This window comes from Tessaracoccus sp. OH4464_COT-324, from assembly GCF_003932855.1.
Taxonomy (GTDB): Bacteria; Actinomycetota; Actinomycetes; order Propionibacteriales; family Propionibacteriaceae; genus Arachnia.
In genome coordinates this window covers 51,613-78,333 of record NZ_RQYZ01000015.1, presented here as the reverse complement: position 1 = coordinate 78,333, position 26,721 = coordinate 51,613, and the positions used below count along the sequence as shown (strand labels likewise).

At 67.8% G+C, this 26,721-nt stretch carries 21 protein-coding genes; 8 read left to right on the top strand and 13 right to left on the bottom strand.

What is annotated here, in order from left to right; genetic code table 11:
- Window positions 1–269 (top strand): hypothetical protein (locus EII42_RS08980; RefSeq protein ID WP_199729844.1); only part of this gene is annotated, 269 nt, incomplete at its 5' end.
- 319 nt (window positions 270–588) lie between these two features.
- Here EII42_RS08980 and EII42_RS08975 read toward each other — a convergent pair.
- From EII42_RS08975 to nadE, 4 genes are all read right to left on the bottom strand, one after another.
- The gene (locus tag EII42_RS08975) at window positions 589–1,923 is read right to left on the bottom strand and encodes an amidase family protein (protein ID WP_158676467.1); all 1,335 of its coding nucleotides are present in this window, start codon (window positions 1,921–1,923) and stop codon (window positions 589–591) included.
- Between the two features lie 260 nt (window positions 1,924–2,183).
- Window positions 2,184–3,389 carry a hypothetical protein gene (locus EII42_RS08970; RefSeq protein ID WP_125171787.1) on the bottom strand — a complete coding sequence of 402 codons (1,206 nt, stop codon included), beginning with the start codon at window positions 3,387–3,389 and terminating at the stop codon, window positions 2,184–2,186.
- A gap of 51 nt (window positions 3,390–3,440) precedes the next feature.
- On the bottom strand, window positions 3,441–3,656 hold the full coding sequence (locus EII42_RS08965; RefSeq protein WP_125171786.1) for a hypothetical protein: 216 nt from the start codon (window positions 3,654–3,656) through the stop codon (window positions 3,441–3,443).
- Window positions 3,657–3,781: 125 nt separating this feature from the next.
- Window positions 3,782–4,597, bottom strand: coding sequence for an ammonia-dependent NAD(+) synthetase (nadE, locus tag EII42_RS08960; protein WP_125171785.1), 816 nt, complete (start codon window positions 4,595–4,597; stop codon window positions 3,782–3,784).
- Between nadE and EII42_RS08955 the strand changes: the two genes are divergently transcribed.
- Window positions 4,596–5,153: an N-acetyltransferase gene (locus EII42_RS08955; protein ID WP_158676466.1), complete on the top strand. Its 558-nt coding sequence runs from the start codon at window positions 4,596–4,598 to the stop codon at window positions 5,151–5,153. The two genes, nadE and EII42_RS08955, sit on opposite strands and share 2 nt — an antisense overlap.
- Before the next feature lie 64 nt (window positions 5,154–5,217).
- Here EII42_RS08955 and thrC read toward each other — a convergent pair whose 3' ends face one another.
- The gene (thrC, locus tag EII42_RS08950) at window positions 5,218–6,642 is read right to left on the bottom strand and encodes a threonine synthase (RefSeq protein WP_125171783.1); all 1,425 of its coding nucleotides are present in this window, start codon (window positions 6,640–6,642) and stop codon (window positions 5,218–5,220) included.
- A 145-nt stretch (window positions 6,643–6,787) separates the two neighbouring features.
- On the opposite strand from thrC, the gene EII42_RS08945 reads away from it, so the two are divergent.
- From EII42_RS08945 to EII42_RS08925, 5 genes are read left to right on the top strand one after another with little or no spacing between them, the layout of a single operon-like run.
- Entirely contained in the window at window positions 6,788–7,282 is a 495-nt protein-coding gene (locus tag EII42_RS08945; RefSeq protein WP_125171782.1) for a DoxX family protein, read from the top strand.
- Window positions 7,283–7,322: 40 nt separating this feature from the next.
- Complete coding sequence (locus EII42_RS08940; RefSeq protein ID WP_125171781.1) at window positions 7,323–8,048, top strand: response regulator transcription factor; 726 nt, start codon at window positions 7,323–7,325, stop codon at window positions 8,046–8,048.
- Window positions 8,045–9,436: a cell wall metabolism sensor histidine kinase WalK gene (locus EII42_RS08935; protein WP_125171780.1), complete on the top strand. Its 1,392-nt coding sequence runs from the start codon at window positions 8,045–8,047 to the stop codon at window positions 9,434–9,436. The genes EII42_RS08940 and EII42_RS08935 overlap by 4 nt, the downstream gene beginning before the upstream one ends.
- Before the next feature lie 32 nt (window positions 9,437–9,468).
- Entirely contained in the window at window positions 9,469–10,698 is a 1,230-nt protein-coding gene (locus EII42_RS08930; RefSeq protein WP_125171779.1) for an MFS transporter, read from the top strand.
- Window positions 10,665–10,997 (top strand): metalloregulator ArsR/SmtB family transcription factor, encoded by a 333-nt coding sequence (locus tag EII42_RS08925; protein ID WP_125171778.1) that lies wholly within the window; start codon window positions 10,665–10,667, stop codon window positions 10,995–10,997. Before EII42_RS08930 ends, EII42_RS08925 begins: the two co-directional genes overlap by 34 nt.
- Here EII42_RS08925 and deoC read toward each other — a convergent pair.
- Both deoC and betT read right to left on the bottom strand, forming a co-directional pair.
- A complete protein-coding gene (deoC, locus tag EII42_RS08920) occupies window positions 10,991–11,659 on the bottom strand; it encodes a deoxyribose-phosphate aldolase (RefSeq protein WP_125171777.1) in 669 nt (222 codons plus the stop codon). The genes EII42_RS08925 and deoC overlap by 7 nt on opposite strands.
- Complete coding sequence (gene betT, locus EII42_RS08915; protein WP_158676465.1) at window positions 11,656–13,674, bottom strand: choline BCCT transporter BetT; 2,019 nt, start codon at window positions 13,672–13,674, stop codon at window positions 11,656–11,658. Before betT ends, deoC begins: the two co-directional genes overlap by 4 nt.
- 108 nt (window positions 13,675–13,782) lie before the next feature.
- Between betT and dcd the strand changes: the two genes are divergently transcribed.
- Entirely contained in the window at window positions 13,783–14,358 is a 576-nt protein-coding gene (gene dcd, locus EII42_RS08910) for a dCTP deaminase (RefSeq protein ID WP_125171775.1), read from the top strand.
- A 123-nt stretch (window positions 14,359–14,481) separates the two neighbouring features.
- Here dcd and EII42_RS08905 read toward each other — a convergent pair whose 3' ends face one another.
- The 6 genes from EII42_RS08905 to EII42_RS08880 form a co-directional block, all read right to left on the bottom strand.
- The gene (locus tag EII42_RS08905; protein ID WP_158676464.1) at window positions 14,482–14,916 is read right to left on the bottom strand and encodes an FHA domain-containing protein; all 435 of its coding nucleotides are present in this window, start codon (window positions 14,914–14,916) and stop codon (window positions 14,482–14,484) included.
- A complete protein-coding gene (locus EII42_RS08900; protein WP_233558333.1) occupies window positions 14,913–15,887 on the bottom strand; it encodes an RDD family protein in 975 nt (324 codons plus the stop codon). Before EII42_RS08900 ends, EII42_RS08905 begins: the two co-directional genes overlap by 4 nt.
- 131 nt (window positions 15,888–16,018) lie before the next feature.
- A complete protein-coding gene (locus EII42_RS08895) occupies window positions 16,019–18,295 on the bottom strand; it encodes a transglutaminase domain-containing protein (protein ID WP_125171772.1) in 2,277 nt (758 codons plus the stop codon).
- On the bottom strand, window positions 18,292–19,524 hold the full coding sequence (locus EII42_RS08890; RefSeq protein WP_125171771.1) for a DUF58 domain-containing protein: 1,233 nt from the start codon (window positions 19,522–19,524) through the stop codon (window positions 18,292–18,294). Before EII42_RS08890 ends, EII42_RS08895 begins: the two co-directional genes overlap by 4 nt.
- Window positions 19,524–20,489 (bottom strand): MoxR family ATPase, encoded by a 966-nt coding sequence (locus EII42_RS08885; protein ID WP_233558332.1) that lies wholly within the window; start codon window positions 20,487–20,489, stop codon window positions 19,524–19,526. Before EII42_RS08885 ends, EII42_RS08890 begins: the two co-directional genes overlap by 1 nt.
- A gap of 43 nt (window positions 20,490–20,532) precedes the next feature.
- Complete coding sequence (locus EII42_RS08880; protein WP_125171770.1) at window positions 20,533–26,718, bottom strand: Ig-like domain-containing protein; 6,186 nt, start codon at window positions 26,716–26,718, stop codon at window positions 20,533–20,535.
- Between the last annotated feature and the right edge of the window lie 3 nt (window positions 26,719–26,721).

Here is a 26,721-nt window from a genome sequence, read left to right as displayed (position 1 = left end):
TGGCCCTCACCCCCACCGAAACCGAACGCACCCACACCCGCCAGACCATCCTCACCACCCTCAACCACACCACCGACCCGCGGGACGTTCAGCCCTTGGTCGAGGCACTACTGGCCCTCACCCCCACCGAAACCGAACGCACCCACACCCGCCAGACCATCCTCACCACCCTCAACCACACCACCAATCCACGGGAGGTCAAGGTCCTGGTCGCTCTCCTTCGTCGTATCACCCCAGTCCGCGACTGGCTTGGGCTCCTGGGGTTGTGACTGTCCCGGCTGGATTCGACCGCGGTGGCGACGAGTGGGCGCGTCGAGAAAGACCTCCGAGCCAGGAACCCAATCGGCTCTGGAGCGACCCGGTAGACGGTGGGCGCGGTCCGGCGGTTTTCATCAGCCAGTGATTCCCTCGAAGCGTCCGGCGAGGCCTTCCCCGACCTCCCCCCATCGCCAGCGAGGACGCGCCGCCCGGCACGATCGTCCAGGCGTTGAGCCTTGGCGAGCTATCCCCCACCTATCGAAGAACCGCGCCACCACCGTGGTTCGCTTCCAGCGCCCGCGCCCAGGCCGTCGATGGTGCGGGCGGGGGTCACCGGGGTGTGCCGGGCATCACCGACGGGGCGGCAGCGAGAAGCCGGGCCACGTCGAGCACCTGCTCGTCCGCTCCCCGCCGCCCCACCACCTGCACCGCGAGCGGCAGCCCCGCGGCGGAGCTGCCCACCGGCACGCTGGCCGCGGGCAACCCGGCCAGGTTCCAATACGAGGTGTAGGCGATGGCGTTCGATGACAGCAGGTGGATTCTGAGGTAGCCCATGGCGTGCACCCGACGGATCGGCGGGGGCAGCGTCGGGGTGACGGGGGTGAGGAGCACGTCGAAGTGTTCGAAGGCCCGATCCATCGCCTCCTCGATGCGCTGCACGCTCCGCCTGGACCACCCCAGCAGGCTCTCGGGCATCCTCCGGGCGAGGGCCGCGATCCTTCGGGAGCGTTTCTCGATGCGCTCGGGGTGCTGGAGTTGGCGCACCTCGTCGAGAACGGCGCGGTGATATTGAACGATGAAGGTGAAGGGGCTCTCCACCCACGTGAGTGAGCCGTGCTCGACCCGGTGCCCCGCCCCGGCCAGGCGCATCGCCGCGTCGGCCACGGCCTGCGCCACCTCCCGCGACGGGCGCACCCCCGGCACCGCGGAACCGAGGCTCCAGCCCACGCGCAACACCTCGGGGGAAGCGCGACGCACCCCGGCGGGCGCCAGGACGCGAAGGGCGGCGGCGACATCGTCGACGCTCCGGGCGAGCGGCCCGTAGGTGCCGAGATCGTGCCACAGGTGGGGCTGTGGGGCGGTGCTGACCCGGCCGCGGGTGGGTTTGAGTCCGACAACACCGGTCCAGGCGGCGGGGATCCGGATGGAGCCCCCGCCGTCGCCGCCCAGCGCGAGCGGAACCATGCCCGAGGCGACGGCGGCCGCCGAGCCACCGGACGAGCCGCCCGGCGAGCGGAGCAGGTCGTGCGGGTTGCGCGTGCAGCCCCACTCCCCTTCGGTGAAGGGGGTTTGCCCGAACTCCGGCATGTTGGTTTTGCCGACGACGACCGCCCCCGCCGCCCGCAGCCGGGCCACCACGTCGGAGTCGGCCGTGGCCGGAGCCGTGTTGCCGCGCCCGCCGAAGGTGGTGACCATGCCCGCGACGTCGATCTCCTCCTTGATAGCCACCGGCACGCCAAACAGCGGGAGCCGGGCGGCGACGACGCGCGGCACCTGGTCGAGTGCGCTGGCCTCGGCCACCGCCCGGGGGTTGAGGGCGGAGAAGGCGTTGAGCCGAGGGTCCCGCTCCTCGATACGGGCCAGAACCCGCCGCAGGTGCCGCTCCACGTCGCCGGGGCTGAGACTACGGGCAACGTCAACGGCACCGGCATCGAGCAGATCCATGACCCCATCCTCCCACGGCTCCCCCAACCCCATGGTGTTCGGCCCCACCACGTACCGCACGCCGCCGGCACGCCTCCCGCCGAGGACGAGTTCTGGGGCCAGCCAGCCTGAGCCGGGCGCCCAGCAAGCCAGAACCCGAGCCCAGGCACCCCGCACACGACGCCCGCGCCGCACGCGCGGGGCGCAAGACGTCACCCCGGTTCCGGGTGGGGCCGCAAACACACCGGCCGCCTTGATCGCCGCCTAGGCAGCGGGCCGGCTCAGTCGTCGAGCGCGCCGACACATTCGCCGGGCTGCGCCACCTCCGCCCTGGGCAGGCTCGCCCGGATCCGCTCCCCGGGCCCCGCCCCCTCCAGGCTGGCGCGAATCACGCCGTCGCCCGGCTCCAACATCGCCCAGTCATCGTGCACGCGCTGCGCAACACCCGTCCTCAAATCGACGACGAAGGCCCCCTTCATCGGGATGAAGAGCCCGAGCGTGCCGTCGTGCAGCGAGGACGTCGCGTAGACATTCACCGGCGCGGGGAACGCGCCGACGAGTCGGGCGTCGGCCGCGCCGGGCCACCAAGCCCACAGGTCCCACGTGGTCTCGTCGGAGTCGGGATCGCCGGAGGGGACGTTGGCGAGCAGCCAGAACTCGCCGTCGGTGATCAGTTTCCCGCCCCGGGCGTCCTTGCGGGCGATGGGGTTGTCGGGGCGGGTGATGGTTCCCGTCCCCAGGTCGTACTGCTCCGCGACGATGGCGCGGCCCTCGCGCTGCACCTGCCAGAGCACCACGCCCTCGCCCACCAGCCTCCCCTCCTGCACCACGCCCTCGGTGAGGGTACTCGTCGTCCGGCTCGCTAGGGAGGCGTGCTGGATACGGAAAACGCTGTCCGCCACCGGCTCCGTCCAGACGAGCTGGTCTCCTAGCAGGTGCGGGAAGGGGAAGCCCGGTTTCTCCACGCCTCCCGCATACTCACCCACCACCCGGGCGGGCTGGTCAAGATGCTGCCGGTCGGCGACGTGGAGGCGCCACGGCGCACCAAACCACAGGGAGTCCGACGAGCTGAACACCAGCCAGCGTTCGTTCCCGAAGAACTCGCCGTCGAACACGTCCTGCGGCTCGACAGCGTCCTCATCCTCGACATCACCGTCGAAAATAATATGGTCGACGCCGCCCAGGCGGGCGATCAGGTCGCCCTCGACCTGCCGCACCACGAACTCCCCGTCCGACCACACCTCGTCGGCGGGGACCTCCCGCTGCCACTCGGCCCGAATCCACGTCGGGGCCACGACGCAGATCTTCTCCCACGACGGGGCGGCCGCCGAACTCCCGGAGGGCGCCGGGGCCGCGCTGCCCGTCGTGCTCGTGGCCGAGGGCCCGGGAGGCTGCGAAGGCGCGGACGACGGGGCGGGCGGCCTGACGCAGCCCACCGCGCAGGCCCCGGCCGCGACCAGCGCGGCCAGCATCAACCAACGACGCATCCCGGCCTCCTGCCTTGTCGGGCGAGGGCAACCGCTACAAGACGCCAACCCTCAGCCCGTGCTGACCCCCGTCGCGGGAGGCTTGGGCCGCCTCTTCTCCTTGGGTTTGCTGCCCTCCGGCTGGCCGTCGGTGCCGTCGCAGATGTACTTGCCATTGGCTGGGTCGCACTCGCCGTCATCGGCCGTGGCCGACGTGGGGGCCACCAGCGCCCCGAGCGCCAGCGCAGCCGAGGCGAGCAGCGACAGCAACGGCGTCATTCGACGCATTTCAATCACTCCTTCCAAACGCGCCTCTGAGAGCCTCACTTGCTCTTGCAAGACCATTATGGTAGTAAAAAATTCGATTTTTCAGGTTTTCTCAAAACTCGTCCCAGACCCCGGCGCCGAAACGCCTACCGGGGGCGCCACCAGTCGTCGAGGATGCTGGCCGGGGTGGTGCGCTTGTGCCGGCTGACGCGCCACTTACGCTCGATCAGCTCCGCCGCGTCCTCGTCGACGGCCCGCCCCTCCAGGTAGTCGTCGATCACGTCATAGGACACGCCCAGCTCGTCCTCGTCGGTGCGCAGCGGCTGCCCGTCGAGCAGATCCGCCGTCGGCACCTTCGCCCACAACGCCTCGGGTGCCCCCAGCTGCCGGGCGACGGCCCTGATCTGGCGCTTGTTCAGGCCGAACAGCGGCAGCAGATCGGCCCCGCCGTCACCGAATTTGGTGAAGAACCCGACGGTGGACTCCGCCGCGTGATCGGTGCCCAGCACGAGCAGGCCGGCGTCGCCGGCGATCGCATACTGCGCCACCATCCGCGCCCGCGCCTTGACGTTTCCCTTGTTGAAGTCGGTGATCTTCTTCCCGAGGCTCACCTCCTGGGCGCGCACCAGGGCGTCGACCGACTCCTTAATGTTGATGCTGACCCGGGTGCTCGCGCCCACCCACTCCAGCGCGGCGCGGGCGTCCGGCTCGTCGGCCTGCTCTCCGTACGGTAGCCGAACCGCGACGAACTCCGCGTCGCCCATGCGCTCGACGGCCAGCTGCGCGAGCCGGCCAGCCACCGTCGAATCCACGCCGCCGGAGATGCCCAGCACGAAGCCGCGCGCGTGCGCCGCCCGCGCGTAGTCGACGAGAAACTGGACGCGCCGCTCCACCTCCACGGCAGGGTTGATCTCGGGGCGGACCCCCATCTCAGCGATGATTCGTGCCTGTAGTTCACGCATGCCCACAAGACTAGCCGGGCGGTATGCTTCCAGCGTGCTCGAATACACCATCGAAGATCTAAACCCCGACGAGGTACACGACGTCGTGTTCGCCCACGCCGCGATGCAGGTAACCACCTACGCCACCCTGGCCGACGCCGGATTCGCGGCGAAGGTGTCCGAGGGCCTGGCGTCGCGCGTCGAGTCCCTGCTGGCGGCCCCGGTGTGCAAGGTCGCGAAGTCCGCGCGCGGCAACGTCCTCGGCCTCGGCATGGTGGTGGACGGCCCCGAATGGTGGGAGATGCCGGAGGCCGACGACTTCGTCTGGCCCGCCGTCACCCGCTACCTGAGCACCCTGTTCACGATGCCCGGCACCCACGGCTCCGGCCTCGGCAAGGCCCTGCTCGACGCGGTGCTGCCCGGGCGCGAGGCCGCCTACCTGTGGACGGAGGTGGGCAACGAGCGCGCCCGCCGCTTCTACGAGCGTGAGGGCTTCGCCGCCGACGGCTACACCAAGCGCACCACCGGCTGGGGAGACATGCTGATGATGCGGATGGTTCGCACCCAGCCAGCCTAGGCCGTGCCCCCGCAGCCCGACGCGCCGTCGGGGCGAGGGTGCGCCCGCCAGGCCCCGGCCGGGCTCAGCCTGCGACCTCCGCGATGATCCGCTTGATCTCCGCCGCGTCGTTGGGTGCCGGCGTCACCTTGCGCGGCCGCTGCTCGATGCCGACGTAGCGCTCCGGCCGCTCGGGCTCCACCCCGATGGCCTCGCGGATGGTGTCCGCGAACTTCACCGGCAGCGCGGTCTCCAGCACCGCCGCCACCTGCCAGGGCGCCCGGATGCCCTCCGCGACGTGGAACCCGTCAGCCGTGTGCGGATCGACGATGCCGTCGCCCGCGGCGTGAATGCGCCGGATCGTGGCCAGGCGATCGGCGTGCGTGGAATGCCCGGCCGCGAAACCGAACCGGGTGGCCACCTGCGCAAATGCGGGGTCGGCGGACAGGTCGAAGAAGCCGTTGGCGCCCAGGTCGTCGACGAACAGCTGCCTGAGCCGCTCGGGGTCGCGGCCCACCACGTCGAAGATGAAGCGCTCGAAGTTGGATGCCTTGGAGATGTCCATCGACGGCGAACTCGTCGCCAGCGCGCCCGCCCGCGGGCGGTAGACGCCGGTGGTGAAGAACTCCTCCAGCACGTCGTTCTCGTTCGTGGCCACCACGAGCTGCACGAGCGGCAGCCCCATCTCGCGCGCGATGTGCCCGGCCACCACGTTGCCGAAGTTGCCCGACGGCACCGTGAAGCTCACCCGCGCGGCGGGGCCCTCCACGTCGGTGATCCTGAGCCAGGCCGCGAAGTAGTAGACGATCTGCGCCAGCAGCCGCGCCCAGTTGATCGAGTTGACCGCGCCGATGGAGTAGCGCCGCTTGAACTCGGCGTCCGCGTTCACCGCCTTCACGATGTCCTGGCAGTCGTCAAAGACGCCGCTGACGGCGATGTTGACGATCGCGGGATCGTCGATCGAGAACATCTGCGCCTGCTGGAACGGCGACATGCGCCCCGCCGGGGACAGCATGAACACCCGCACCCCCGGCTTGCCCAGCATCGCGTACTCCGCCGACGAGCCGGTGTCGCCCGAGGTGGCGCCCAGGATGTTCAGCTCCCGCCCGCTGCGGCCCAGCTCGTAGGCGAACAGCTCCCCCAGCAGCAGCATCGCCATGTCCTTGAACGCCGCCGACGGGCCGTTGGACAGGTGCACCCGCCACACCCCGTCGCTGTGCCTGGTGACCGGCACCACGTCGGGGTGCAGGAACTTCTCCGGCCGGTAGGCGCGCTCGCAGATGGCGCGCAGGTCGTCGGCGGGGATGTCGTCGACGAAGAGCCGGATCACCTCGAATGCGAGCGCCGCGTAGCCCTCGGCGCGCAGCAGGCGGCTCCACACCTCAAGCTGCGCGGCGTCCACCTGCGGGTAGCTGGCGGGCAGGTAGAGGCCGCCGTCGGGCGCGAGGCCCTCCAGCAGGATGTCGGTGAACTTCTTGGGCCCGGCGCCGCGAGTGGAAATGTACTGCACGGCGCCAGCCTAGCCAGCAGCCGCCTCCCACCAGAACCCGTTTCGAAAGTCGGCCGGGCTGCGGCGGGCCACCCGGGCGCACCGGGCCTCGGTCGAAACCTCCGCATGCTGGGAAGCTCCGGGGCAAAGCGAGTAGCGTGAGCGCATGATCCGCAAACTCCTGAAGTCCTTCCAGCACTGCACGCTGCTGCTGGCCCGCTGCGGCATCGGCGCGCTGCTGATCATGCGCGGCTGGCACCGCTGGTTCACCACCGGCATCGAGCGTCAGGAGCAGATCCTCGCCGAGCATGGCATCCCTGCGGCGGACTTCCTCGCCTGGGCGACGACGATGTTCGAGATCGTCGGCGGTGCCCTGCTCGTCGCCGGTCTCGGCACCCGCATCGTCGGGTTGGGTGTGCTGGCCATGCAACTGGTGCTGCTCATCGACCGATTCGGCGCGGGCTTCATCGCGCGCGACGGCGGCTACGAGCTACACCTCGCGCTCGCCGTCGCCGCCCTCATCTTCGTCGCCTTCGGCAGCGGGAAGCTGGGCGCGGATGCGCTGTTCTTCACGCCCCGCGTCGTCGAGGTGGAGCTGCCGGCGCCAAAGCCGCCGCGCGAGAGCGAGCGAACACTCTATTCACAGGAGCCACACAGCTGATTCATGGTTTTCTCCCGGCCGGACGTGCGAGAGTTGTTGCATGGCCGCTACCGAACCGCTCCGCCGTCCCGACGGCACCCCGATCCGCATCCTCACGGTCGACGACGAGCCCAGCCTGATCGAGCTGCTCGCCCTGGCGATGCGCTACGAGGGCTGGGAGGTGACCACCGCAGGCACCGGCAGCGACGCGGTGCGCGCGGCCCGCGAAACCCGCCCCGACGCGATCGTGCTCGACATGATGCTGCCCGACTTCGACGGCCTGGAGGTGATGCGCCGGATCCGTGCCGAGCAGCCCGACGTGCCGGTGATTTTCCTCACCGCCCGCGACGGCGTCGCCGACCGCGTCGCCGGGCTGACCGCCGGCGGCGACGACTACGTCACCAAACCCTTCTCTCTGGAGGAGGTGATCGCCCGGCTGCGCGGCCTGCTGCGCCGCACCGGGGCGACGACGATCCGCCCCGAGTCACAGCTCATCGTCGGCGACCTGATCCTCGACGAGGAGTCGCGCGAGGTCACGCGCGCGGGCGACGAGATCAAGCTCACCGCGACCGAGTTCGAGCTGCTGCGCTACCTGATGCGCAACCCCAAGCGGGTGCTCAGCAAGGCCCAGATTCTCGACCGGGTGTGGAACTACGACTTCGGCGGCCAGGCCAACGTCGTCGAGCTGTACATCTCCTATCTGCGCCGCAAGATCGACGCGGGCCGTGAACCCATGATCCACACCATGCGCGGGGCCGGCTACGTGCTGAAACCCGCAGGCGCATGAGCAGGCGCACCCTCGCCGGGCGGATTCAGGTCAGGGTGGCGGTCACCGTCGCCGCGATGGCGTGCGCGCTGGCGATTCTCACGCTGGTGGTGGCACAGAACCTGCTGACCAGTCAGCTCGACGCCGAGCTGGAGGCGGTGCCGCAGCGGGTGCGCGTCGAGGGCAGCTTCCGGGGCGCCGGCGTGCCGCGGGGCACCATCATCGCGACGCAGGACCGGGGCCGTTATGCGGCGAGCATCGTCGGCCACGGCAGCATGAGCCGGGTGGAGGATGACATCGAGGCCATCTTCGGCGCGCGCCTCGGGCACCAGAGCCTCGACCTGCCTCGGCTTGGCCGCTACCGGGTGCTGGCGAAGGAGGTGGGCGACGGCGAGCGCATCATCATCGGGATGCCGCTGAAGTCGGTGGAGGAGACGATGCTGTGGCTGTCGCTGTCCGCGCTGGGCATCTCCGTCGTCGCGGTGGCGGCCACCGTAGTGGTCACCCAGACGCTGATCGCGCGCGCCACGAAACCGCTCGGGGCCCTGACCGCGACGGCCGCCCAGGTGTCCGACCAACGGCTGGATCGGGGTGTCGTGGAGGTGCCCCGGGTGGCGGTAGACAAGCTGCCCGAGGAACACGAGGTGGCGCAGGTGGGGACGGCGTTCAACCGGATGCTGAGCCACGTCGAGGATGCGCTGATCGCGCGGGAGCGCTCCGAGGCGAAGCTGCGGCGCTTCGTGGCCGACGCCTCGCATGAGCTGCGCAACCCGCTGGCCGCGATCCGCGGCTACTCCGAGCTGGCCGAGCGCAACGCCGAGCGGCTCGATGAGGACACGGCCTTCGCGCTCGGGCGGATCTCGGCGGAGTCGCAGCGGATGCGCACCCTCGTCGAGAATCTGCTGGTGCTGGCGCGCCTCGACGCGCATCAGCAGGCGTCGGCACAGCCGGTGGACGCGGTGGAGGTGGTGCTGAATGCGGTGTCGGACGCGCGGGCTGCCACCGGCACGCACCGCTGGCTGGTGGAGTTGCCCGACGAGCCCGTGTTCGTTTCCGCCGGCCCCGACCAGCTGCAGCAGGTGCTGGTGAATCTCCTGGCCAACGCGCGCACGCACACCCCGGAGGGGACGACGGTGTGCGCGGCGGTGGCGCCCGACGGGCTGATCACGGTGACCGACGACGGGCCGGGCATCCCGGAGGATTTGCTTCCGGATGTGTTCGAGCGGTTCACGCGGGCCGACGACGCCCGCCGCTACCGGCCGGAGCATTCGACGGGCCTCGGGTTGGCGATCGTGAAGGCGCAGGTGGAGAGCTTCGGGGGCACGGTTTCGGTGGAGTCGCGGCCGGGGCACACACGGTTTGCGGTGCGGTTGCCGCTCGTTTCGGGGGAAACCCAGCCCTCCTTCTGATACCTGCGCAGCTATGCAGCTATGCTGATTGCATGTTCTCGGTGCTGCGCAACCCCAGATACGCCCGCCTCTACCTCGCGCAGGTCGTCGCACTCGTCGGCACCGGCGTCGCCACCGTCGCCCTCGGCCTCACCGCCCACGAACTGGCCGGGCCCGAGGCCGGCAGGGTCCTGGGCACCGCGCTCACCATCAAGATGGTCGCCTACGTGTGCATCGCCCCCATCGCTAACGCACAACTCGCCGGGCGGCCCGCAAAAGCGGTGCTCGTCGGCGCCGACCTCACCCGCTGCGCCGCCGCGCTGTGCCTGCCCTTCATCACCCAGATCTGGCAGGTCTACGCCCTCGTTCTCCTCCTCCAGGCCGCCTCCGCAACCTTCACCCCCACCTTCCAAGCCATCATCCCCGAACTCTTCGACAACGAGGACGACTACACCGCCGCCCTCTCGCTCTCCCGGATCGCCTACGACGTGGAAGGAATCGTCTCCCCGACGATCGCCGCCGTCGCGCTGAGCGTCGTCGCCCCCAGGGAACTGTTCTACGCCACCGCCCTCGGCTTCATCGGCTCGGCGGCCCTCATCCTGGGCACCGCGCTGCCCGGACCCGAGGCCGCCACCGGCTCCTTCGCCCGGCGGCTCACCAAAGGCATCCGCATCCTCACCACTCCCCCGCTGCGCCCCATCCTCGCCCTCAACCTCGCCGTCGCCGCGGCCGGGGCCTTCGTGCTGGTCAACACGGTACTCATCGCACGCGAACACCTCGGCCTCGACGCATCCGGCACCGCCTGGCTGCTCGCCAGCACCGGCGTCGGCTCCATCCTCGCCTCCAGCCTGCTGCCCCGGCTGCTCAGCTCCCACGGCGAACGCGCCGTGCTGTGCGGCGCCGCCGTCGCGCTGCCGGCCGCCATCGCCGCCGTGCCGACCATCCTCACTCTGCCCCAGCCAGTGGCCGCCCTCGCGCTCGCCTGGGCCATCGTCGGCTTCGCCTGGGCCGCCGCGCTGACCCCCGTCGGACGCATCATCCGACGGGTCTGCCGCGACGATGACCTCGCCAGCGCCTTCGCCGCCCAGTTCTCGCTGAGCCACGCCGCCTGGCTGATCACCTACCCGCTGGCGGGCGCGTTGGGGGCCAGCAGCGTGCCCTTGGCTGCATATTCCCTAGCTCTGCTGAGTCTCGTCGGCGCCGTGGGTATCCGCTGGCTGTGGCCACGCACGAATGAGACAATGGACCCATGCCAGCGCCCCTGCCTCCAGCCCAAGACCTGAGCCACGCCGCAACCCTGTTTCGGCTGCTCTCAGACCCCACCCGGCTGGGTATCCTGCACCTCACCAGCGACGGCGAACTCAGCGTCTCCGCGCTGGCCGAGGCCATCGGCCGCCCCGGCACCGCGATCTCCCAGCACCTGGCCAAGCTGAAGGCGCAAGGCCTGGTGCAGGCACGGCGCTCCGGCACCACCATCTACTACAGCCAACCCAACGAGCACATCGCGCTACTGGTGAGCAGCGCGCTCCAGCTGGCCGAGCACGCGCTGTATCCGGAACCGCCGCACCACCGGGATCAGTAGCCGCCGTCTGCGGTGGCCCCCTCCAGGACCGCACGCGAACCGGACACGCCCAGCCGCGTGGCGCCGGCCTCGACCATCGCGACGGCCGTGGCCCAGTCCCGGATGCCGCCGGAGGCCTTGATGCCCAGCCGCCCGCCGACCGTCTTATTCATCAGCTCGACCGCGTGCACCGTCGCACCGCCAGCCGGGTGGAAACCCGTCGAGGTCTTCACATAGTCCGCGCCCGCGCGCTCCGCCGCCTCGCAGGCCGCGACAATCTCGTCGTCGGTCAGGGCCGCGGACTCAATGATCACCTTGAGTACCCCGCGGCAGGTCCCACGAACCGCGCGAATCTCCGCCTCCACGGCGTCCACCCGGCCCTCCTTGAGCAGGCCGATGTTGATCACCATGTCCACCTCATCAACGCCATTCATGCAAGCTTCCCTGGCCTCCGCCGCCTTGATCGCAGCAGTGTGATTGCCCGACGGGAAACCCACCACCGTCGCCACCTTTACCGTGCCCAGGTTGGCGGTGACAGGCAGCATCGACGGCGAAACACAAACCGAGAATGTGCCGAGCTCCCTCGCCTCGGCCACCAACGCCTCGACCTGCTCCTGAGTGGCATCAGTCTTGAGCAGCGTGTGGTCAATCAGCCGGGCGAGTTCTTCACGAGAAATATTCATGAGCCGACACTACTCCGATTCCGGAGCACGCGCGCCAGGGAGGTGAGGCGTTCCTTCAACTCGCCCACACGGCGGCCCAAACCCGGCTTCGACGAGCGCTCCAAGAAGTCGAGGTGCGCGCTGAACAGGGCCAGCACGTCGGCACACACCTGCTCCCGCGTCAGCCCAGCGACGTCCCGCCCAATCGGGCCGTTTCCAGCACAAACTTCCAGCCGGTAGTAGACGTCGACGTCGGGTGCGATCCGCATCGCGAAGCTGGGCATCGGCCTGGGGACCGGCTCAATCCGGTATATGAAATCCTCACCCTCCAACGGGATCGTCAGTTTGCAATTGTCCTGATCGACGATGGCCTCCAGCCCTTGGTCCCGCGCCATCGCCGCCACCTCCGCCAGCGCGGGCGACGCCACCTCCGCGATGAATCGCCTGGCCGTCGGCTCGTCGGGGTACGTCACTGCATACGACAGCCTCTGGGACAGGCTGCGATCGACGGCCGCCAGCGTGGCCTGCCTGGCCGCCGCCAGGTAGCGTTCCTGACCCAGCGAGCGCGCCAGGCCGACCATCGCCAGAATCATCACCAGCGCGAAGGGCAGCCCGATGACCAGCGTCGCGTTCAACAGCGCCGGGATGCCCCCCACCAGCAGCATCGCCATCGTCAGCGCCCCCGTCGCCATGGCCCAAAACACGCGGCTCCACCTGGGCCCGTCGTGGTCCGGACCGGAGAGTTTCGCGGACAGGTTCGAGGTGACCAACGCCGCCGAATCGGCACTGGTGATATACAGCAGCAGCCCCACCAGGCTCACCACCACCGTCACCACGCCCGCCCCCGGATAGTCCTGCAGCAGCGCGTAGAAGCCGCGCTCCGGGTAGGCCAGCGTCAGCTGGCCAAAGGCGTCATCACCGTCGAGCAGCCGATGGATCGCGGCGTTGCCGAAAATGCCGATCCACGTCAGGACGAACACAAACGGCAGCGTGAGCGTGCCGACGACGAACTGCCGCAGTGTGCGGCCCTTGGAGATCCGGGCCAAGAACAGCCCGACAAACGGCGCCCACGCGATCCACCACGCCCAGAAGAACAACGTCCAGTTGCCCAGCCACTCACTCGCGTCCGAATAGGCGTAGGTGTTGAGCGTGAGGCCCAGGAAGCTCGAAGCGTAGTCGCCCACGTTCTGCACCACGCCGTCGAGGATGTCGGCGGTTTTGCCCGTGACCAGCACATAGACCGTCAGCAGCAGGGCCAGGGCCACGTTCATCTCGGACAGCCGCTTGATCCCCTTGTCGACACCCGAGATCGCCGACACCGTGGCCACAGCCACCGCCACCCCGATCAGGCACAGCTGCACGGTGGCGTTCTGCGGGATGCCGAACAGCACCGTCAGGCCGTAGTTGAGTTGAACCACCCCGATGCCGAGCGACGTGGCCACACCGAACACCGTCCCCAGCACGGCCGCGACGTCGGCGCCATGACCAGCCACCCCGTGCACCCGCCGCCCAATCAGCGGCATGAGCGCGGAACGCACGCTGAGCGGAAGCCCCCGTCGGTAGGCGAAATACCCGAAGCACATACCCATCAGCGCGTACATCGCCCACCCCGTGATCCCGTAGTGGAACAACGTCAGCACGATCGACTGGCGCGCAGCCGCAACCGTCTTCGGATCCCCTTCGGGCGGCCCGTAGAACTGCGCCACCGGCTCCGCGACGCTGAAGAACAGCAGATCGACACCAATGCCGGCCGCGAACAGCATCGCCGCCCACGAGTACAGCGAGAACTGGGGCCGCGAGTTGTCCGGGCCCAGTCGCGTGTCGCCCAGCCGGCTCAACGCGACGATCAGCACGAAAGCCAACGCCACCGTCGCGACGAGGATATAGAACCAGCCCAGGTTGGTGGACACCCAGCCCACCATCCCCGACAGTGCCGCGCCCGCCTGATCCGGCCAGATCCCGGCCCACAGCGCAGTCAGAATAATAAGCGCCCCCGACGTCGCAAAAACAGGCCAGTTCACCTTCGAGTATTGCACCCGGCCAAGGCTACTAGGGCTCGTCCGCCGACTCGTCCGGACGCCACCTGGCAAGGCCCCGGCTCCACACAATCCACCCGTTGACCTGCGATGAACTAGGCTGCCTACATGCTGCTTAGCGATCGCGACATTCTGCAGGGCGTGGAGGACGGGGCCATCGGGCTGGAGCCGTGGGAGCCGACGATGGTGCAGCCCTCTTCGGTGGACGTTCGCCTCGACAAGTACTTCCGAATCTTCGAGAATCACCGCTACCCCAGCATCGACCCGGCAGCCGAGCAGCCGGAGCTGACGCGGTTGGTGGAAGTGCCTGCCGACGAGCCGTTCGTGCTGCACCCGGGCGAGTTCGTGCTGGCCGCCACCTACGAGCTGGTCTCCCTCGGGCCGGCGATCGCGGCTCGGCTGGAGGGCAAGTCCTCCCTCGGCCGGCTGGGCCTGCTCACCCACTCCACCGCCGGCTTCATCGATCCCGGGTTCTCTGGTCATGTCACGCTGGAGCTGTCGAACATGGCGACGCTGCCCGTGAAGCTGTGGCCGGGCATGAAGATCGGCCAGCTGTGCTTCTTCCGCCTAACCTCGCCCGCGCTTCATCCCTACGGTTCCGCCGAGTACGGGAGCCGCTACCAGGGTCAGCGCGGGCCGACGGCGTCGCGCTCCCATCTCAACTTCCACCGCACCCAGCTCTAGACCGTCTAGGGGCGCCCACCCGGGATGCTCCTCGAAACAGGGCCCGGCTCGCGCGCGGGCACAGAAACGCGAGTCCCGCCTGCGCAGGGCGGGCGGGACTCGACTGGGCTGTTCAACCGGTGGTCAGTGGCGCGGGGGGCGCGCCAGCACCGTGAACCAGCGGTCGCCGTAGCGCACCTGCTGACCCTCCTTGACCCGCATCTGCACACCGGCCGGCGCGGGCTCCATCTCACCGCTCGGCAACACCAACGCGGTGCCGTTGGTGGAGCCGCGGTCGACGACGAAAACGCCTCGCGCGTCGGTGCCGATCAGGACGTGCGTCCGCGAGATCATCCGGCCGTCGCCCGACGCGGGCACCAGGTGCACCTCGGGATCTTCCGGGCTGCGCTGCGGGTTGCGGCCCAGCAGAACCGTCACGTTCAAGCCCACCTCGCGGCCATCGTCGAGCCGAATGCACCACTCGTGGTCGCCCGGAGCCGGGGCGTGCTGCGGAGCCACGGACAGCACGGTGCTGTCCGCATCCTCCACCTCGCCGAACTCACGCTGACGGACCTTCACCGAGCGGTTGGACGGCTCCAGGACGGAGGCCGGTGTCGGCATCGGGATCCAGTCGGGATGGCTGCCGCGGGAGCCGAAGGTGGGCACCTCGAAGGCGGACTCGTCCCGGAAGTCGGCGCTCGGCTGCGGCGCCGGGAAAGACGAACCCACTGCGGCGCCGGGAAAGACGAACCCACCGACGGGGCACTCGGCTGCGGCGCCGGGAAAGACGAACCCACCGACGGAGCACTCGGCTGCGGCGCCGGGAAGGAGCTGGCACCAAAGCCGCCCGATTGGGCGGGTGGGAACGTGCCTGCGCCACCGAAACCGGGCTGGGCCGGGGGGAATGTGTTGGCCGGTTCCATCGGCTGCGAGAAGCCGCCGGGGCCGGGGAAGAACGGCTGCTCGGCCTGCGGGGCGAAACTGGACTGCGTGGTGTACTCGCTGGTCATCTGGGGCTGCGCCTCGGGGCTGAACTGCTGCGCCAGATGCGGCGGCATCCCCACCGTGCGCACGTGGTTGCGTTTGGGGGAGTGCTCTGCGCGCTCATGCTCTGTAGCCGCCTTCGGCTGCACGACGATGGCCTTCACCGCCATGTCATGCCAGCCCTGGCGGCGCTCGTGCACGACGAGGAAGATCAGCATCGCGATGCCGCCCACGCCAGTGGCCCCCAGGCCCACGAACACCAGGAAGCGCAGGAACACTCGCCACCAACCGAGCGGCTTGCCATCGACCAGTCCGACGAGTTCCACGCCGACGAGCCGCGCGCCCAGACCGGCACCGGTCGTCGCGTAAGCCCACCACTGGTAGAGGCCGTAAGCGAGCGAAAGCATGACGGATACGATGCCGACCACCAGCAGCACAGCCGGGCTTGCCCACACTTGAAGCACCCCAAACAGCACCAGCTCCAGTACCAGAACCGGCGCAAGATCCAGCACGTAGGCGGCAAACCTACGCCCCAGACCGGCCACCTCGTGCCCCTTAGGGATCATGCGACTCACTTTTTGACCTCCTCGGCCCTATACAATACGGGATTCGCCGCCGTTAACGCTCACCAGTTATCGGCTGCTGACCCGCCGCGCCCGCGCGGACGATCCATGCTAGTACTCATCGGCAGTTCACATCACTTGATCTTGCGGAAGGACTTCGTGGAGAGAGCCGACGCAAACCAGCGCGGCAACCACACCGAGCGTCGCATACCCTTACGAACGTTCTTCGAGGCCGCCCAGTAATCCTGAACCACGTTGGCTCCCGGGCTGCCCGGCGCAAACACCAGCCAGTCGGCCTCCTTCGCGAGCTCGATGGCGTCGGCGGTCTCCACCAGCCGCGGGAAGTCCGCCACCAGCTGCTCGGCCTGCTCCGAACGCGTCGCGGAAACCGACGGGGAGCGCCCCAGGTCACGAGCCTTGTCGACGAGCTCAAGCCAGGCGCCCGCCACCCGGTTGGCCGTCACCGGATCGTTGCGGCGACGCGCGCGTCGCCGGCTCTTCATGCCCAAGATCAGCACGATCGGGAACACGATCGTCAGCAACGGAACGCCCGTCACCAGCATCACCGCGCCCACCTGGGCCCAGTTGATGGCGTTGTCCGGTTCCGGCGGATCAGCCCGCTCGATATGCAGGTTGTCATCCTGCGGAATCGACTCGGGAATCTTCGGAGGAGGCGGAGGCGCGACGATGAACGGCTTCGGCTCCGGCGGGGTCTGCTCCACCTTCTCCGGCGGCTTGCGATCCATCGGCGGCGTCGGGTCAAACCGAACCCAGCCGAATCCCTCCAGGAACAGCTCCGGCCAGGCGCCCACCTGGTGGCCCTTGACCTCGCGGGAATCCCCCATCTGGTAGCCGTAGATGATCCGCGACGGGATGCCCAGGCTGCGGGCCATCAGGGTCATCGCCGACGCGTACTGCTCGTGGTCGCCGATCATCATCTCCGGCTTAGCCAACAGCATCTCCAGGCGACTCTGCGAATGCCCGGGCAGCGCCTTCACACCGGGGTCGTCCCCGTGACTGAAGTACCCTTCCCTAAGCCGTCTCTCCAGCTCAAGCGCCTGGCCGCCCGCGAAGTCCTGCCCCTCGGTCCACAGCCGGGCGAGGGCCCGCAGGGTCTCCGGCACGTTCGTCACCGCCGCCTGCTTGAGGTTGCCCGCCTTGGCGCCCGCAATCTCCTCGTCGCTCGGCCGCCCAGCCACCACCACATCCAGCTCGTAGGAGTCCTCCGGGCTCAGGCCCGCCAGCGTGACGCCGGTGGCCGAGGAGTGGTTGTAGTAAAAGCTCTCCTGCTGACCGATAGCGTGCTCGCCCCCGAAACGGATGGCCCGCAGCCGTCCGATCGTGGGCAGCCACACGTCGGAGTATTCCCGAATGCGCACCCCGACGGTGGCCTCACGCCCATCGCTGTCATCGTTAATCCACTCCCCGACGCGACGGAAGGTGGTCTCGTCAAGGGCCGTGTCGTCGAGAGTGGCGACCCGAAACGCGATGCCGTCGTAGGCGTCCAGCGTGGCCAACCGGATCACGTCACCGCGGGCGATGCCATCAACCTCGAACAGCACGGCGTCCGCGTCTCGCACGATGTTGGCCCGGAAGGCCTGCAGCGGCGAGCGCCGCTCGGCCAGGTCCACGGGAATCGGCGTGTCACTGCGCAGCGTGGCTCGGGCGCTCTGACCGAGCAACAGCGGACCCAACGTCGCCCCGGCGATCGTGGTACCTGCCAACAGCACCGCGCCGATGGTCACCCGGCCGAAACGCAGGCCACTGGGCATGTTGGACAGCCGCGAGTACACCACCTCACGCCGGTACGTCACCCAAACCAGTACCAGCACATAGAACCCCACACCGACGTAGAGCGGCCACACGGTGACGGTGACCCCGAACGCCGCCGCGACACCATAACCGATGCCGGCCGGGAGCCAGGCGAATGTCGGAGTCCGGCTGCGCAGCGAAAGTGCTGTGCCCAACAGCCCCACCAGCAGGCCGATGAGCCCAGGAACCACGAGAAGATTGAAGGTTTCACCGATCGGGGGATCCAGCGTCAGCATATCGCGCCAGGCGGTGGCTGGCCCGGTGAGCAGACCGTACAGGGTGCGCCCCGTCGGGATCACCCGGCCGATCGACTGCGCAGGCATGGTCAGCGCGCTACCGAAAACGAGCCAGGCCGCCAACGAAACCAGCGCGACAGTGCCGAGCCGCCAACGCTTGAAAGCAGCGGCTACACCGATTCCGACACCGATCAGTGCGAACCCGAACAAGCTCAGCCACAGCACCCAGGTGGCGTAGACCGGCCAGAAGGCCAGCCCGATGAGAGCAACGAACAGCAGCAGAAGAGCGGAATCGACGATCACCCACTTCACCGAGCGGCCAGCCGCCTCCCACTTGCTTCGCACGTCAACGTTCCCGGTCACTGCATCGACCTCCTGACCGCCCGGGGGAGATGGTCCAGTTCCCCCACCTGGTTGATCGACGTGTTGCCCACCCGTTGGTTACGCAGCTCGGCCCCTGCATCGACGCGGATGCCGATGAAGCGCGTGTCCACATCGAACCGGCTGCCCGCGCGGCGCATATCCTGCATCGAAGCGGTCGAACCAGTGATGAGGTAGACGATGGATGACGCGAACGACTGGCTGGTGGCCGTCTGCGTCAAATCGCCGATCCCGCCGCGAGCAGTCATCTCGATCAGCGAACATTCGTCGAGCATCGTCGTGGCGGTGCCCGCCCGGAGTTGCTGCTTCGTAGTGATCATCGTCAGCGGTGACTCCGTCCAGATGGCGTGCTGGGCGATAGAGGCCGCCACCGACACCGCCAGCTCGAACTCGTCATCGTCGATGTAGGACCGACGGCCGGTGTCCAGGGCGACAAGCACCGTGGACATTCTTGTCTCTTCGAACTGTCGCACCAGCAGCTGGCCCGCGCGCGCCGTCGACTTCCAGTGCACATGCCGCCGGTCATCGCCAGGCACGTAAGGGCGCAGGGCGTGGAAGTTCATGTCCGACGGGCTGAGCCGGTCGCTGGGGTTGCCCTCCAGGTCGTGCACAAAGCCGAGCTGCCTACCCGGCAGCCGCACGGTGCGCGGATGCACGTACACGTCGACGGACTCGGTCCAGCGGGTCTCACGACCAGTCAGCCCGAACGGATCTCCCTGCAGAGAGTTCGCCGGGCCCACCACCACAAGGCCGCGCCTCTCGGTGGGGATAGCGAAGGAGAAGTCCCGCTGCTGGCCGCCACCCATCATCGGCAACCAGAAGCTGGCCCGCTCCTTACCGACGGGCAGGTCGAGCCGGGAGCCCAGGTGACGTGTCCCGGGCGCCGTGTGCACCTGAACCAGGCCCATCGCCGGTTTGCCGACCACCACGCTGATGTCCGAAACCCGCAACCCGACGGCCAGTTTGGGCCGGCCGAGCATGAACAGCAACGCAATCCCGAACAATAGAAGCAGAGCCACCCCGATGATCGCCAACTCCTGCCAACCGAAGCTCAGCCCAAAGCTCAAGCTGGCCACGCCCGCCGCCAGGCAGATCCAGCCCGGGGTACGGATACCAACGTAGGAAGTGAAACGGTCGTAGAGGGCTTTGACGGCCTCACCCGTCGGCGGCTCAACCGCCTCCGGGATCTCCCAGCTCGCAGAGGTGGACATCAGATGCGCGCACGCTCCGTCGGCGGCGGCACCGCGCCCACGATCTGGGCCATGACGTCACTGGCCTGGACGCCGGCAAACTCGGCCTCCGCGTCCAGGATGATGCGGTGCGCCAGACACGCCACCGCGAGGATCTTGACGTCGTCGGGGGTGACGAAGTGTCGCCCCGACGCCGCGGCCCAGACGCGGCTCGCCCGCACCAGCGCCAGGCCGCCGCGGACGGAGACCCCGAGCCGGACGTTCTCCTGGACCCGAGTGGCCTCGATGAGCCGGGAGATGTAGTCGAGGATGGACGACTCGATGTGCACCGCGCCGGCCAGCTGCGTCATTTCCGCCACCTGCTGGCCACTGACCACCGGGGCGAGCGCCGCCGATCGGGGGCGGGAACCTCCCGTGGCGAGGATCCGCATGGTCGCCTCGTGGTCGGGGTAACCGAGCGTTGTCTTCATGAGGAAACGGTCGAGCTGAGCCTCGGGCAGCCGGTAGGTGCCGGCCTGCTCGATCGGGTTCTGAGTTGCGATCACCATGAAGGGCACACCCACCGGATAGGTTTGGCCGTCGACGGTGACCCGCGCCTCCTCCATGACCTCCAGCAGCGCCGACTGGGTCTTGGGCGAAGCCCGGTTAATCTCATCGGCCAGCACAATCGAAGCGAATATCGGGCCCTGATGGAACTCAAACTCCCCACTCTTCTGGTCATAGATCGTCACGCCAGTGACATCGGAGGGAAGCAGGTCAGGGGTGAACTGGATGCGGCTGTGCGAACCCTGCACCGACTGCGCCAAAGCACGCGCCAGCGTGGTCTTCCCCGTGCCGGGGTAGTCCTCCAACAGCAGGTGCCCCTCCGCGAGCATGCAGGTAACCGCGAGGCGAACGGCCTCGCTCTTGCCCATGATGACTCGCTCGACGTTACCTACGATGTTGGCGAAGTTGTCGCTAAACCAACGAGCTTGTTCGGGGTTCACTAATCCTCTTCCTGATACTTACTTGTTGTTGTCTGGCCGATTGCTATTGAACCTTGATCCCGCTGACGAAATTAGGGTTACCGACGCCGGGGAAAGGGCTCTGGAGGAAACAACTGACCGTGTAGTCCTTCAGCAGCGATCCGCTTACCTCCGGTTCGCCTGCTTCAGCGGGCAGTTGATACGTCCCGCTGACGCTACCACCACTGGCCTTCAAACTGTGTATCTGCGTTCCTCCCTGAAGAATATGACAGACTCCACCGGCGACCGAAGAAATAGACACCCCGATCTCCCTGCGTCCGCTGCTATAGACGAAACTGGGCCGCGACACGCTGGCCGAACTCCTGCCTACCTCGGATCCACCAACCTGCTGTTGAACCTGCACGGTTCCAGAAAAGTTGACGACGTCGTTGAGCGTGTATGTCCGGCCAGCCACAACTATGCTGTATCCGTTCGGAGCCCAGCCACCAGTGTCGCTCAGCTCAGGGGTGCCAAACTGGAATGCGCCGAGCCAGTTAGCCTCATCCGGATCCGAAACCGTGCCGTTGCTCGGACCCACGAAATAAACCGGAGGCATCGCCAACGCCTTGGGGCTTTGTGAGATGGGCACGGCTGACTTCGGGCCAGCCTCGGCCGACGTCTGCTGCCCATCACTGCTGCTCAACACCACTCGGACGTAGATGGAGTGCGAAACTCCGGTGGCCAACCGCTCCGTTTTCATCGGCCCGCCGAGGCTACCCTCCAACTGCCGCCATGACCCGCCCTCAGTTCTGTAGGACGCGACAGCGTTAGCCTCGGCCAGCTGGGCAGGCGTGTAGTTTGCCACCGCCACCGCTACTGTGAGTCGGCCGTCATCGCTCGGCTCAGCATTCAGCGAAAAATCCGCGATCTGCGGCGAAGGCCAAGAGACCAACTCGCTTGTTCTAGCCAGATCATGGCCCGCAGAATGCAAGGTGCTCACCCGAACGATGAAACCAACCCTCGATCTCCCGAAACCTGCGAAACCAAACTCCCTCGGCAGATCGGACAGAGTCCCGGCCTGAGCCAAAGCACCGTTCTCCACTCCGTCCACCACAGGAACAATTGAGATGGCTGGGTTTGGATCCCCGTTGCCGTCCAAGCTACCAGGACCGACCGCAACACTGAATGCCCCGCCCTCTGGGTTCTGCACAACGGTAGCCTTCGCCGTAGGTGCGCCCCTCGGCGGGCCAACCGGGAACATCGGGTCGGAGCGAGCCGACTCGTCGGAGGAGCCCGCGTTGTTCGTAGCCACCACCGACGCCTGGTAGTTCCGGCCGTTCGTGAGCCCGGTCCAGGTGTAGCTCAGCGAACCGCCCGCTTCCACCTCCACCACGGCCGGCTCCCCGCCACCATCGACGTCGTACAGTCGCAGCGTGTACTTCGTGACCGCGCTGCCCGGATTGGAGGGGTCAGCAAAGCCGGCCGGGTTCCACGCCATCTGCAGAGACTGGTCACCCCGCGCCAGCGCGGGCGGCCCTGGCGGCAGTGGGCGCACGTCGGGCGTGTAGGGCGCGGATTCCGCCGACGGGTCGGATGCTCCCAGCTTGTTCCAGTCCACCATCCGCAGCGTCCACGGCACGCCGTTCTTCAAGCCCGTGATCGTACAGATCTGCCCCGGACACTCCTGCGACACCGACTGGCCCTCGCTGGAGGTGGCGGTCACCACCCGCTTCTCCACCGGGAACCCGTTCTCGGCGCCTGAGCGGTACTCGAAGGTGATCTGGCCGTCGCCAGCGACACCACCAAACGGCGGGGTCGGGGCGCTGGGGCGCGCAGAAACCGTCATCCTGATAGTGCCATCAACCACGCGATCCGGGTCGCCAGTGGCGTCCATCACCGAGTAGCTGGCGGTCAAGGTGCCTACCTCGTCGGCTTGCGGAGTCACCGTCACTGATTGGTCGTCATAGGTGATGGTGCCGTTGCCGGACAGGATGCGCGCACCCACCACCTTCAACGTCTTGTCACTGAGGAAGGAGATATCGTTCAGCGTCACCGGGATCGGCGTCGGCACCCCGGCGGCCGCCTCATCGAGATTGTCCGGGTTCGTCACCGTGAGCGGCTGCTTGGACGCCACCACCTCGATGCTCACGTTCACCGGGCGGCTCGCGTTCTGCGCGTTGATGACCCGCCCGCTCAGCACCAGCTGGCTGCCCCTCTTCGCCGTCAGCGGGGCGGAGGCAATGATCACCGAATTGCCCGCTTCCGCGCGCCAGGTGATCGGGGCGTCACCGCTGCTGACCGCCCAGTCGTCGAAATTGAAGTCCAGGCCCTGCGGGTCGGAGAACAGGCCCGTCAGCGCAAGCCGGAAGTCGCCCTCATCCGGCGCGACCTGCAGCACCGGTTGCGTGAGCTGATTCGGCGGCTGGGTCGTCAACTGGATGTCGTCGGGACCGCCCACCTGTTGCGGCGGGCGCTGCACCTCCACCCTGATGGTGACGAAGGCTCGCTTGAACGTGTTGTCGCCGTCAGGCACCACGTCAACTACCTCGAACGTCACCGCAGCCGGACCAAAGTACTCCAGGTCGGGCGTGTACTCGATGCCACTCGTCGAGGGAATGGCCCGGCCATTGGTGGCGACGATCGAATCGCTAGTCGTCAGCCGCACCTTCCGGCCACGGGTGCCCAGGATGTACTCATCCAGACTCAAGCTCAGCGACTGCCCGGCCACGACGACGGGAACGCGGCCCGGATCCCGCACGATCGGAATGACATCCTCCTTACCTGGGACCGTCACCAGGCCGAACGACTCGTTGCCGTCCGTGTCGCGCACGAGATAGCGGAACTGCTTCATCCGGTCGCCTACCCGCACACCCACGCGCCGGCTCTCGTTCACCCACACGTCGGGATCGGCACCGTGATCCTTCTCCGGGATGGCCAACTGCAGCGCATCGTGGGCCCCATCCGGGTCGAAATCGTTGCTCAGCACATCAATCTCGATCACGTCCTCGGACTTGATGTCCGAAACCCCCAACACATCCGGTCGGGTGACCGGGGGCAGCAGCGGCGCATTCTCCTCCACCGAGACCAGCAAGCTACCGACGGCTTCCTGGCCCACGTTGTCCACTACCCGATACGTGCCCGAGTACTGGCCGGGCTTGGTGATCGGCTCAATGCTGACCTCCCGATCCTCGACCAGGCTGACCTTCAACTCCGGGTCCTCCATGCGCACCGCATCCTGCTCCGCGTAGCGCAGCGGCCCGCCCTCCAGGTCGCGGTCGTTGCCGAGCGCCGAAATCTGGATCGGCCTACCCGGCCTCACCCGCACCACGTCGTCGCCCGGGATCGGTGGCGCATTCGACTCGCTCAGTGCGGCAACACCAATCCGCATCTCGCCCACCGCAGTCAGCCCCTGAGAGTCGCTCACCTGGTAGAAGAACGAGTCAGTGCCCGCACTCTTCGGGAACGCCTCGTACACCAGGAAGGAGTCACCGATGGCGGTCACCGCGCCCAGCCTCGGGCCCGAACCCAGACCGACGAGCCGCACGGCATCACCGTTGGGGTCGATGCCGTCAAGCCGAATCGGAATGCGCGTCCGGCTGCCCGCCAGTACCCGGTCCTCCACCGGAGGCGGAGCCGGCGCGACGTTGGCCGCGTCCTCACTGATCGCAGTGACGTTCAACACGGCCTCGCCACGCTTACCTTCGGTGTCCACCACCTCATAGGTGATCGGATACTGCTGGTGCAGCGATCCCGCCGGCATCCGAACCCGGATCGCGTTGCCGTCGATCCAGGCGTTCTCGCCCAGCTGGGAGGACAAGATCTTGGTCAGCTTCAGTTCGAGGCCCAGCGGGGACGTGTCGTTTTCCAGCACCCGTGCCGTGCCGATGCTGCCCGCACGTACTCGAACCGAGTCGTTGTTGGCGACGGGAAACACCGAGCCCGTGTTGCCCGTCGGCACGACGACGACGGAGCCGCGCGCCGTGTGCTTGCCATCTGAAATCACATAACCGACGGTGACCGGGCCAGCAAGTACCGTCTTAGCCTTGATGGTCATGATGTGCCGCCGCTGCAGCTCCACCGTGAGCCCCGGCGGGATGCTGAGCGACTGGATGACCAGCACGTCGCCGTCCGCGTCCGAGTCGTTCAGCAACGGGTCCACCGTCACGGCGCCCTGGGGAGGCAACAGGGCCACATCCAGGGCAGCCACCGGGCGACTGCCCTGGTTGGGTTCCAGCACGTCAATGCGGATCACACCACTGTCGATCGGCCCGCTGGAAACGTTGTAGGTGAGATAGTAGGTGCCCGCCTTGCTCGCCGAGAACGTGAACCGGTTCTCCGAGTGCTCAGGCACCACCCGGCAGACGCTGCACTCGCCAGGATCCACCTCAAGCAGCGCCATGTTCTCACCGATGTCGTTGGCCAGCGGCTCGACCGTGATTGTCTCCCCCACTCGCGCCGTCGCGAAATCCGCGTAGGCCAGCGGTGCCACAGGCTCATCCACCACGGTGACCAGCATGTCCGACTCGGCAGACGCGGTGCCGTCGGAGACCTTCAGCCTGATCTTCTTGACCCCGGCCTGCTTGCCCACGTCCTGGTAGGTGAGGGTGCCATCCGGGTTGAACACCAGCGGCACCTCCGTGCCCTCGGGCATCCACGCATCCTCCAGGATCAGCGGATCGCCCTCCGGATCGCGCCAGTCGAGCAGGACACGCTTGGTGAAGCTGCCGCCCAGGGAAACCTTGACCGGGCGGCTGATGTGGAAGGGGTAGGGCGGTTCGTTCTCGTTAGCTGGGTCCGCGTCAGCCACCCGAACAACCACCTGCGCGGAGGCCCGCTCCTTGCCGTCGAACACCTCGTAGGAGAAGGAGAAGCTCTCCGCCTCGGTCTCGCGCGGGATGGTGATCTGCAGCCCGGAGCCGCCGCGCACCCGCTCCAGCGTCGCGCCCTCGATCTCCGTGATCGGGCTGATGGTCAGGACGTCGCCGTCCGGGTCCGAGTCATTGTCGAGCACGTCGAGGAAGGTGGAGCGGCCCGCGCGCGCGGCCAGCCGGTCGTCCTGCGCCTTCGGAGGTCGGTTGTCGCCGGTGCGCTCCGGAGGAACATCTGTGACCCGCGTCGTGTCGTCGTCCTTAACCTCTTCCTTCCGGAAGTCCTCCCAACCCCCGACGGGGCGCACCTCGGGCTCGATCATCCAGGTCGCGCCCGTGGTCTGCTCATTCAGTGCGATGCCGCGCCGGTTCACCTGGAAGGACAGATCCGCACCGCTCGTCGGCTCGTAGCCGGGCAGCTTCGTGAGCACAGGATCCTGGTTTGCGCACCGCTTCACCACCGTGTTGGCGAACAACCCGTAGATGCAGCCGCCCACTTGCACGGGCATGATCGGGGCAGCCTGGATCGAACCTGAAAGCGACTTCGTACCGTTGCTGGTGACCCCGACGAGCCCCGCACCATTCGCGAACACCGCCTGATACTTCTCTTCCCCATCCAGGATGTCATCCACCGGGGGCAGCAGAATGGCCTCCCGCGCGCCATCGACCTCGATGGCCTGCGGCATACCCTCCGCCCAGAGAAGCCCATTCGCGCGATCCAGCACCACCGCCCGGTCGCCCACCGCGCTCACCGCGACTTCGCCCGCCACGTTCGCAGCTAGCTTGAACGGCACCTTGGTACCCGTGACTTCCCCATTTTCGTAGCGCAGGACCTCCGAGCGTTCCACGCTGACACCGATGACCTCGCCCGCCGTAGTCAACGTGGCGGTACCGTTCACCCCGACCTCGAAGTGTGCCTTGTCCTTGGTCAAGTCGAGGCCGAGCACGTCGTGAATGTTGCCGTACCAGACCTTGCCGTTTTGGGGGCTGCTCACCAGCAGCCGTGGACCGATCATCCGCACGTCCGCGCCGGCCGGCAGCGAAGTCGGGCGATCGAGACGGTTGCGGCTCGGGTTGTAGGGTGTGAGCGAGTTCGACTTGGGCCCGTAGATAACCACGGTCTCCTCGTGCTGGAGAAGTCGGGACTCCGAGTCGCCCATGTTGGAGGCCTGCACCACCCGGTCGATCTGGGTGTTCACCATGCCGACCATGCCCGTCGCCCGGTTCACCGCGTAAACGGTGCCTTCGTCCAAATGCACGTCGGCGCGCTCGATGCCCGGAGACAGGTACGCTACGACGCCCAGCGCAACCGCCAGCGTCGCCGCCACCATCCACTGCCAACCGCGCTTCAGAAAACGGGCGACAAGCCTGAGCCCACGGGAGTATTGCGCTGTATCACTCATCGA

What these genes read in the sequence shown, in the direction of transcription:
- dcd (WP_125171775.1), top strand. Translation starts at nt 13,783, where the DNA reads ATGCTGCTTAGCGATCGCGACATTCTGCAGGGCGTGGAGGACGGGGCC.
- EII42_RS08975 (WP_158676467.1), bottom strand. Translation starts at nt 1,923, where the DNA reads ATGGATCTGCTCGATGCCGGTGCCGTTGACGTTGCCCGTAGTCTCAGC.
- EII42_RS08945 (WP_125171782.1), top strand. Translation starts at nt 6,788, where the DNA reads ATGATCCGCAAACTCCTGAAGTCCTTCCAGCACTGCACGCTGCTGCTG.
- EII42_RS08925 (WP_125171778.1), top strand. Translation starts at nt 10,665, where the DNA reads ATGCCAGCGCCCCTGCCTCCAGCCCAAGACCTGAGCCACGCCGCAACC.
- deoC (WP_125171777.1), bottom strand. Translation starts at nt 11,659, where the DNA reads ATGAATATTTCTCGTGAAGAACTCGCCCGGCTGATTGACCACACGCTG.
- EII42_RS08935 (WP_125171780.1), top strand. Translation starts at nt 8,045, where the DNA reads ATGAGCAGGCGCACCCTCGCCGGGCGGATTCAGGTCAGGGTGGCGGTC.
- EII42_RS08880 (WP_125171770.1), bottom strand. Translation starts at nt 26,718, where the DNA reads ATGAGTGATACAGCGCAATACTCCCGTGGGCTCAGGCTTGTCGCCCGT.
- EII42_RS08955 (WP_158676466.1), top strand. Translation starts at nt 4,596, where the DNA reads ATGCCCACAAGACTAGCCGGGCGGTATGCTTCCAGCGTGCTCGAATAC.
- nadE (WP_125171785.1), bottom strand. Translation starts at nt 4,597, where the DNA reads ATGCGTGAACTACAGGCACGAATCATCGCTGAGATGGGGGTCCGCCCC.
- EII42_RS08900 (WP_233558333.1), bottom strand. Translation starts at nt 15,887, where the DNA reads ATGATCCCTAAGGGGCACGAGGTGGCCGGTCTGGGGCGTAGGTTTGCC.
- EII42_RS08930 (WP_125171779.1), top strand. Translation starts at nt 9,469, where the DNA reads ATGTTCTCGGTGCTGCGCAACCCCAGATACGCCCGCCTCTACCTCGCG.
- EII42_RS08970 (WP_125171787.1), bottom strand. Translation starts at nt 3,389, where the DNA reads ATGCGTCGTTGGTTGATGCTGGCCGCGCTGGTCGCGGCCGGGGCCTGC.
- EII42_RS08965 (WP_125171786.1), bottom strand. Translation starts at nt 3,656, where the DNA reads ATGCGTCGAATGACGCCGTTGCTGTCGCTGCTCGCCTCGGCTGCGCTG.
- EII42_RS08890 (WP_125171771.1), bottom strand. Translation starts at nt 19,524, where the DNA reads ATGTCCACCTCTGCGAGCTGGGAGATCCCGGAGGCGGTTGAGCCGCCG.
- EII42_RS08940 (WP_125171781.1), top strand. Translation starts at nt 7,323, where the DNA reads ATGGCCGCTACCGAACCGCTCCGCCGTCCCGACGGCACCCCGATCCGC.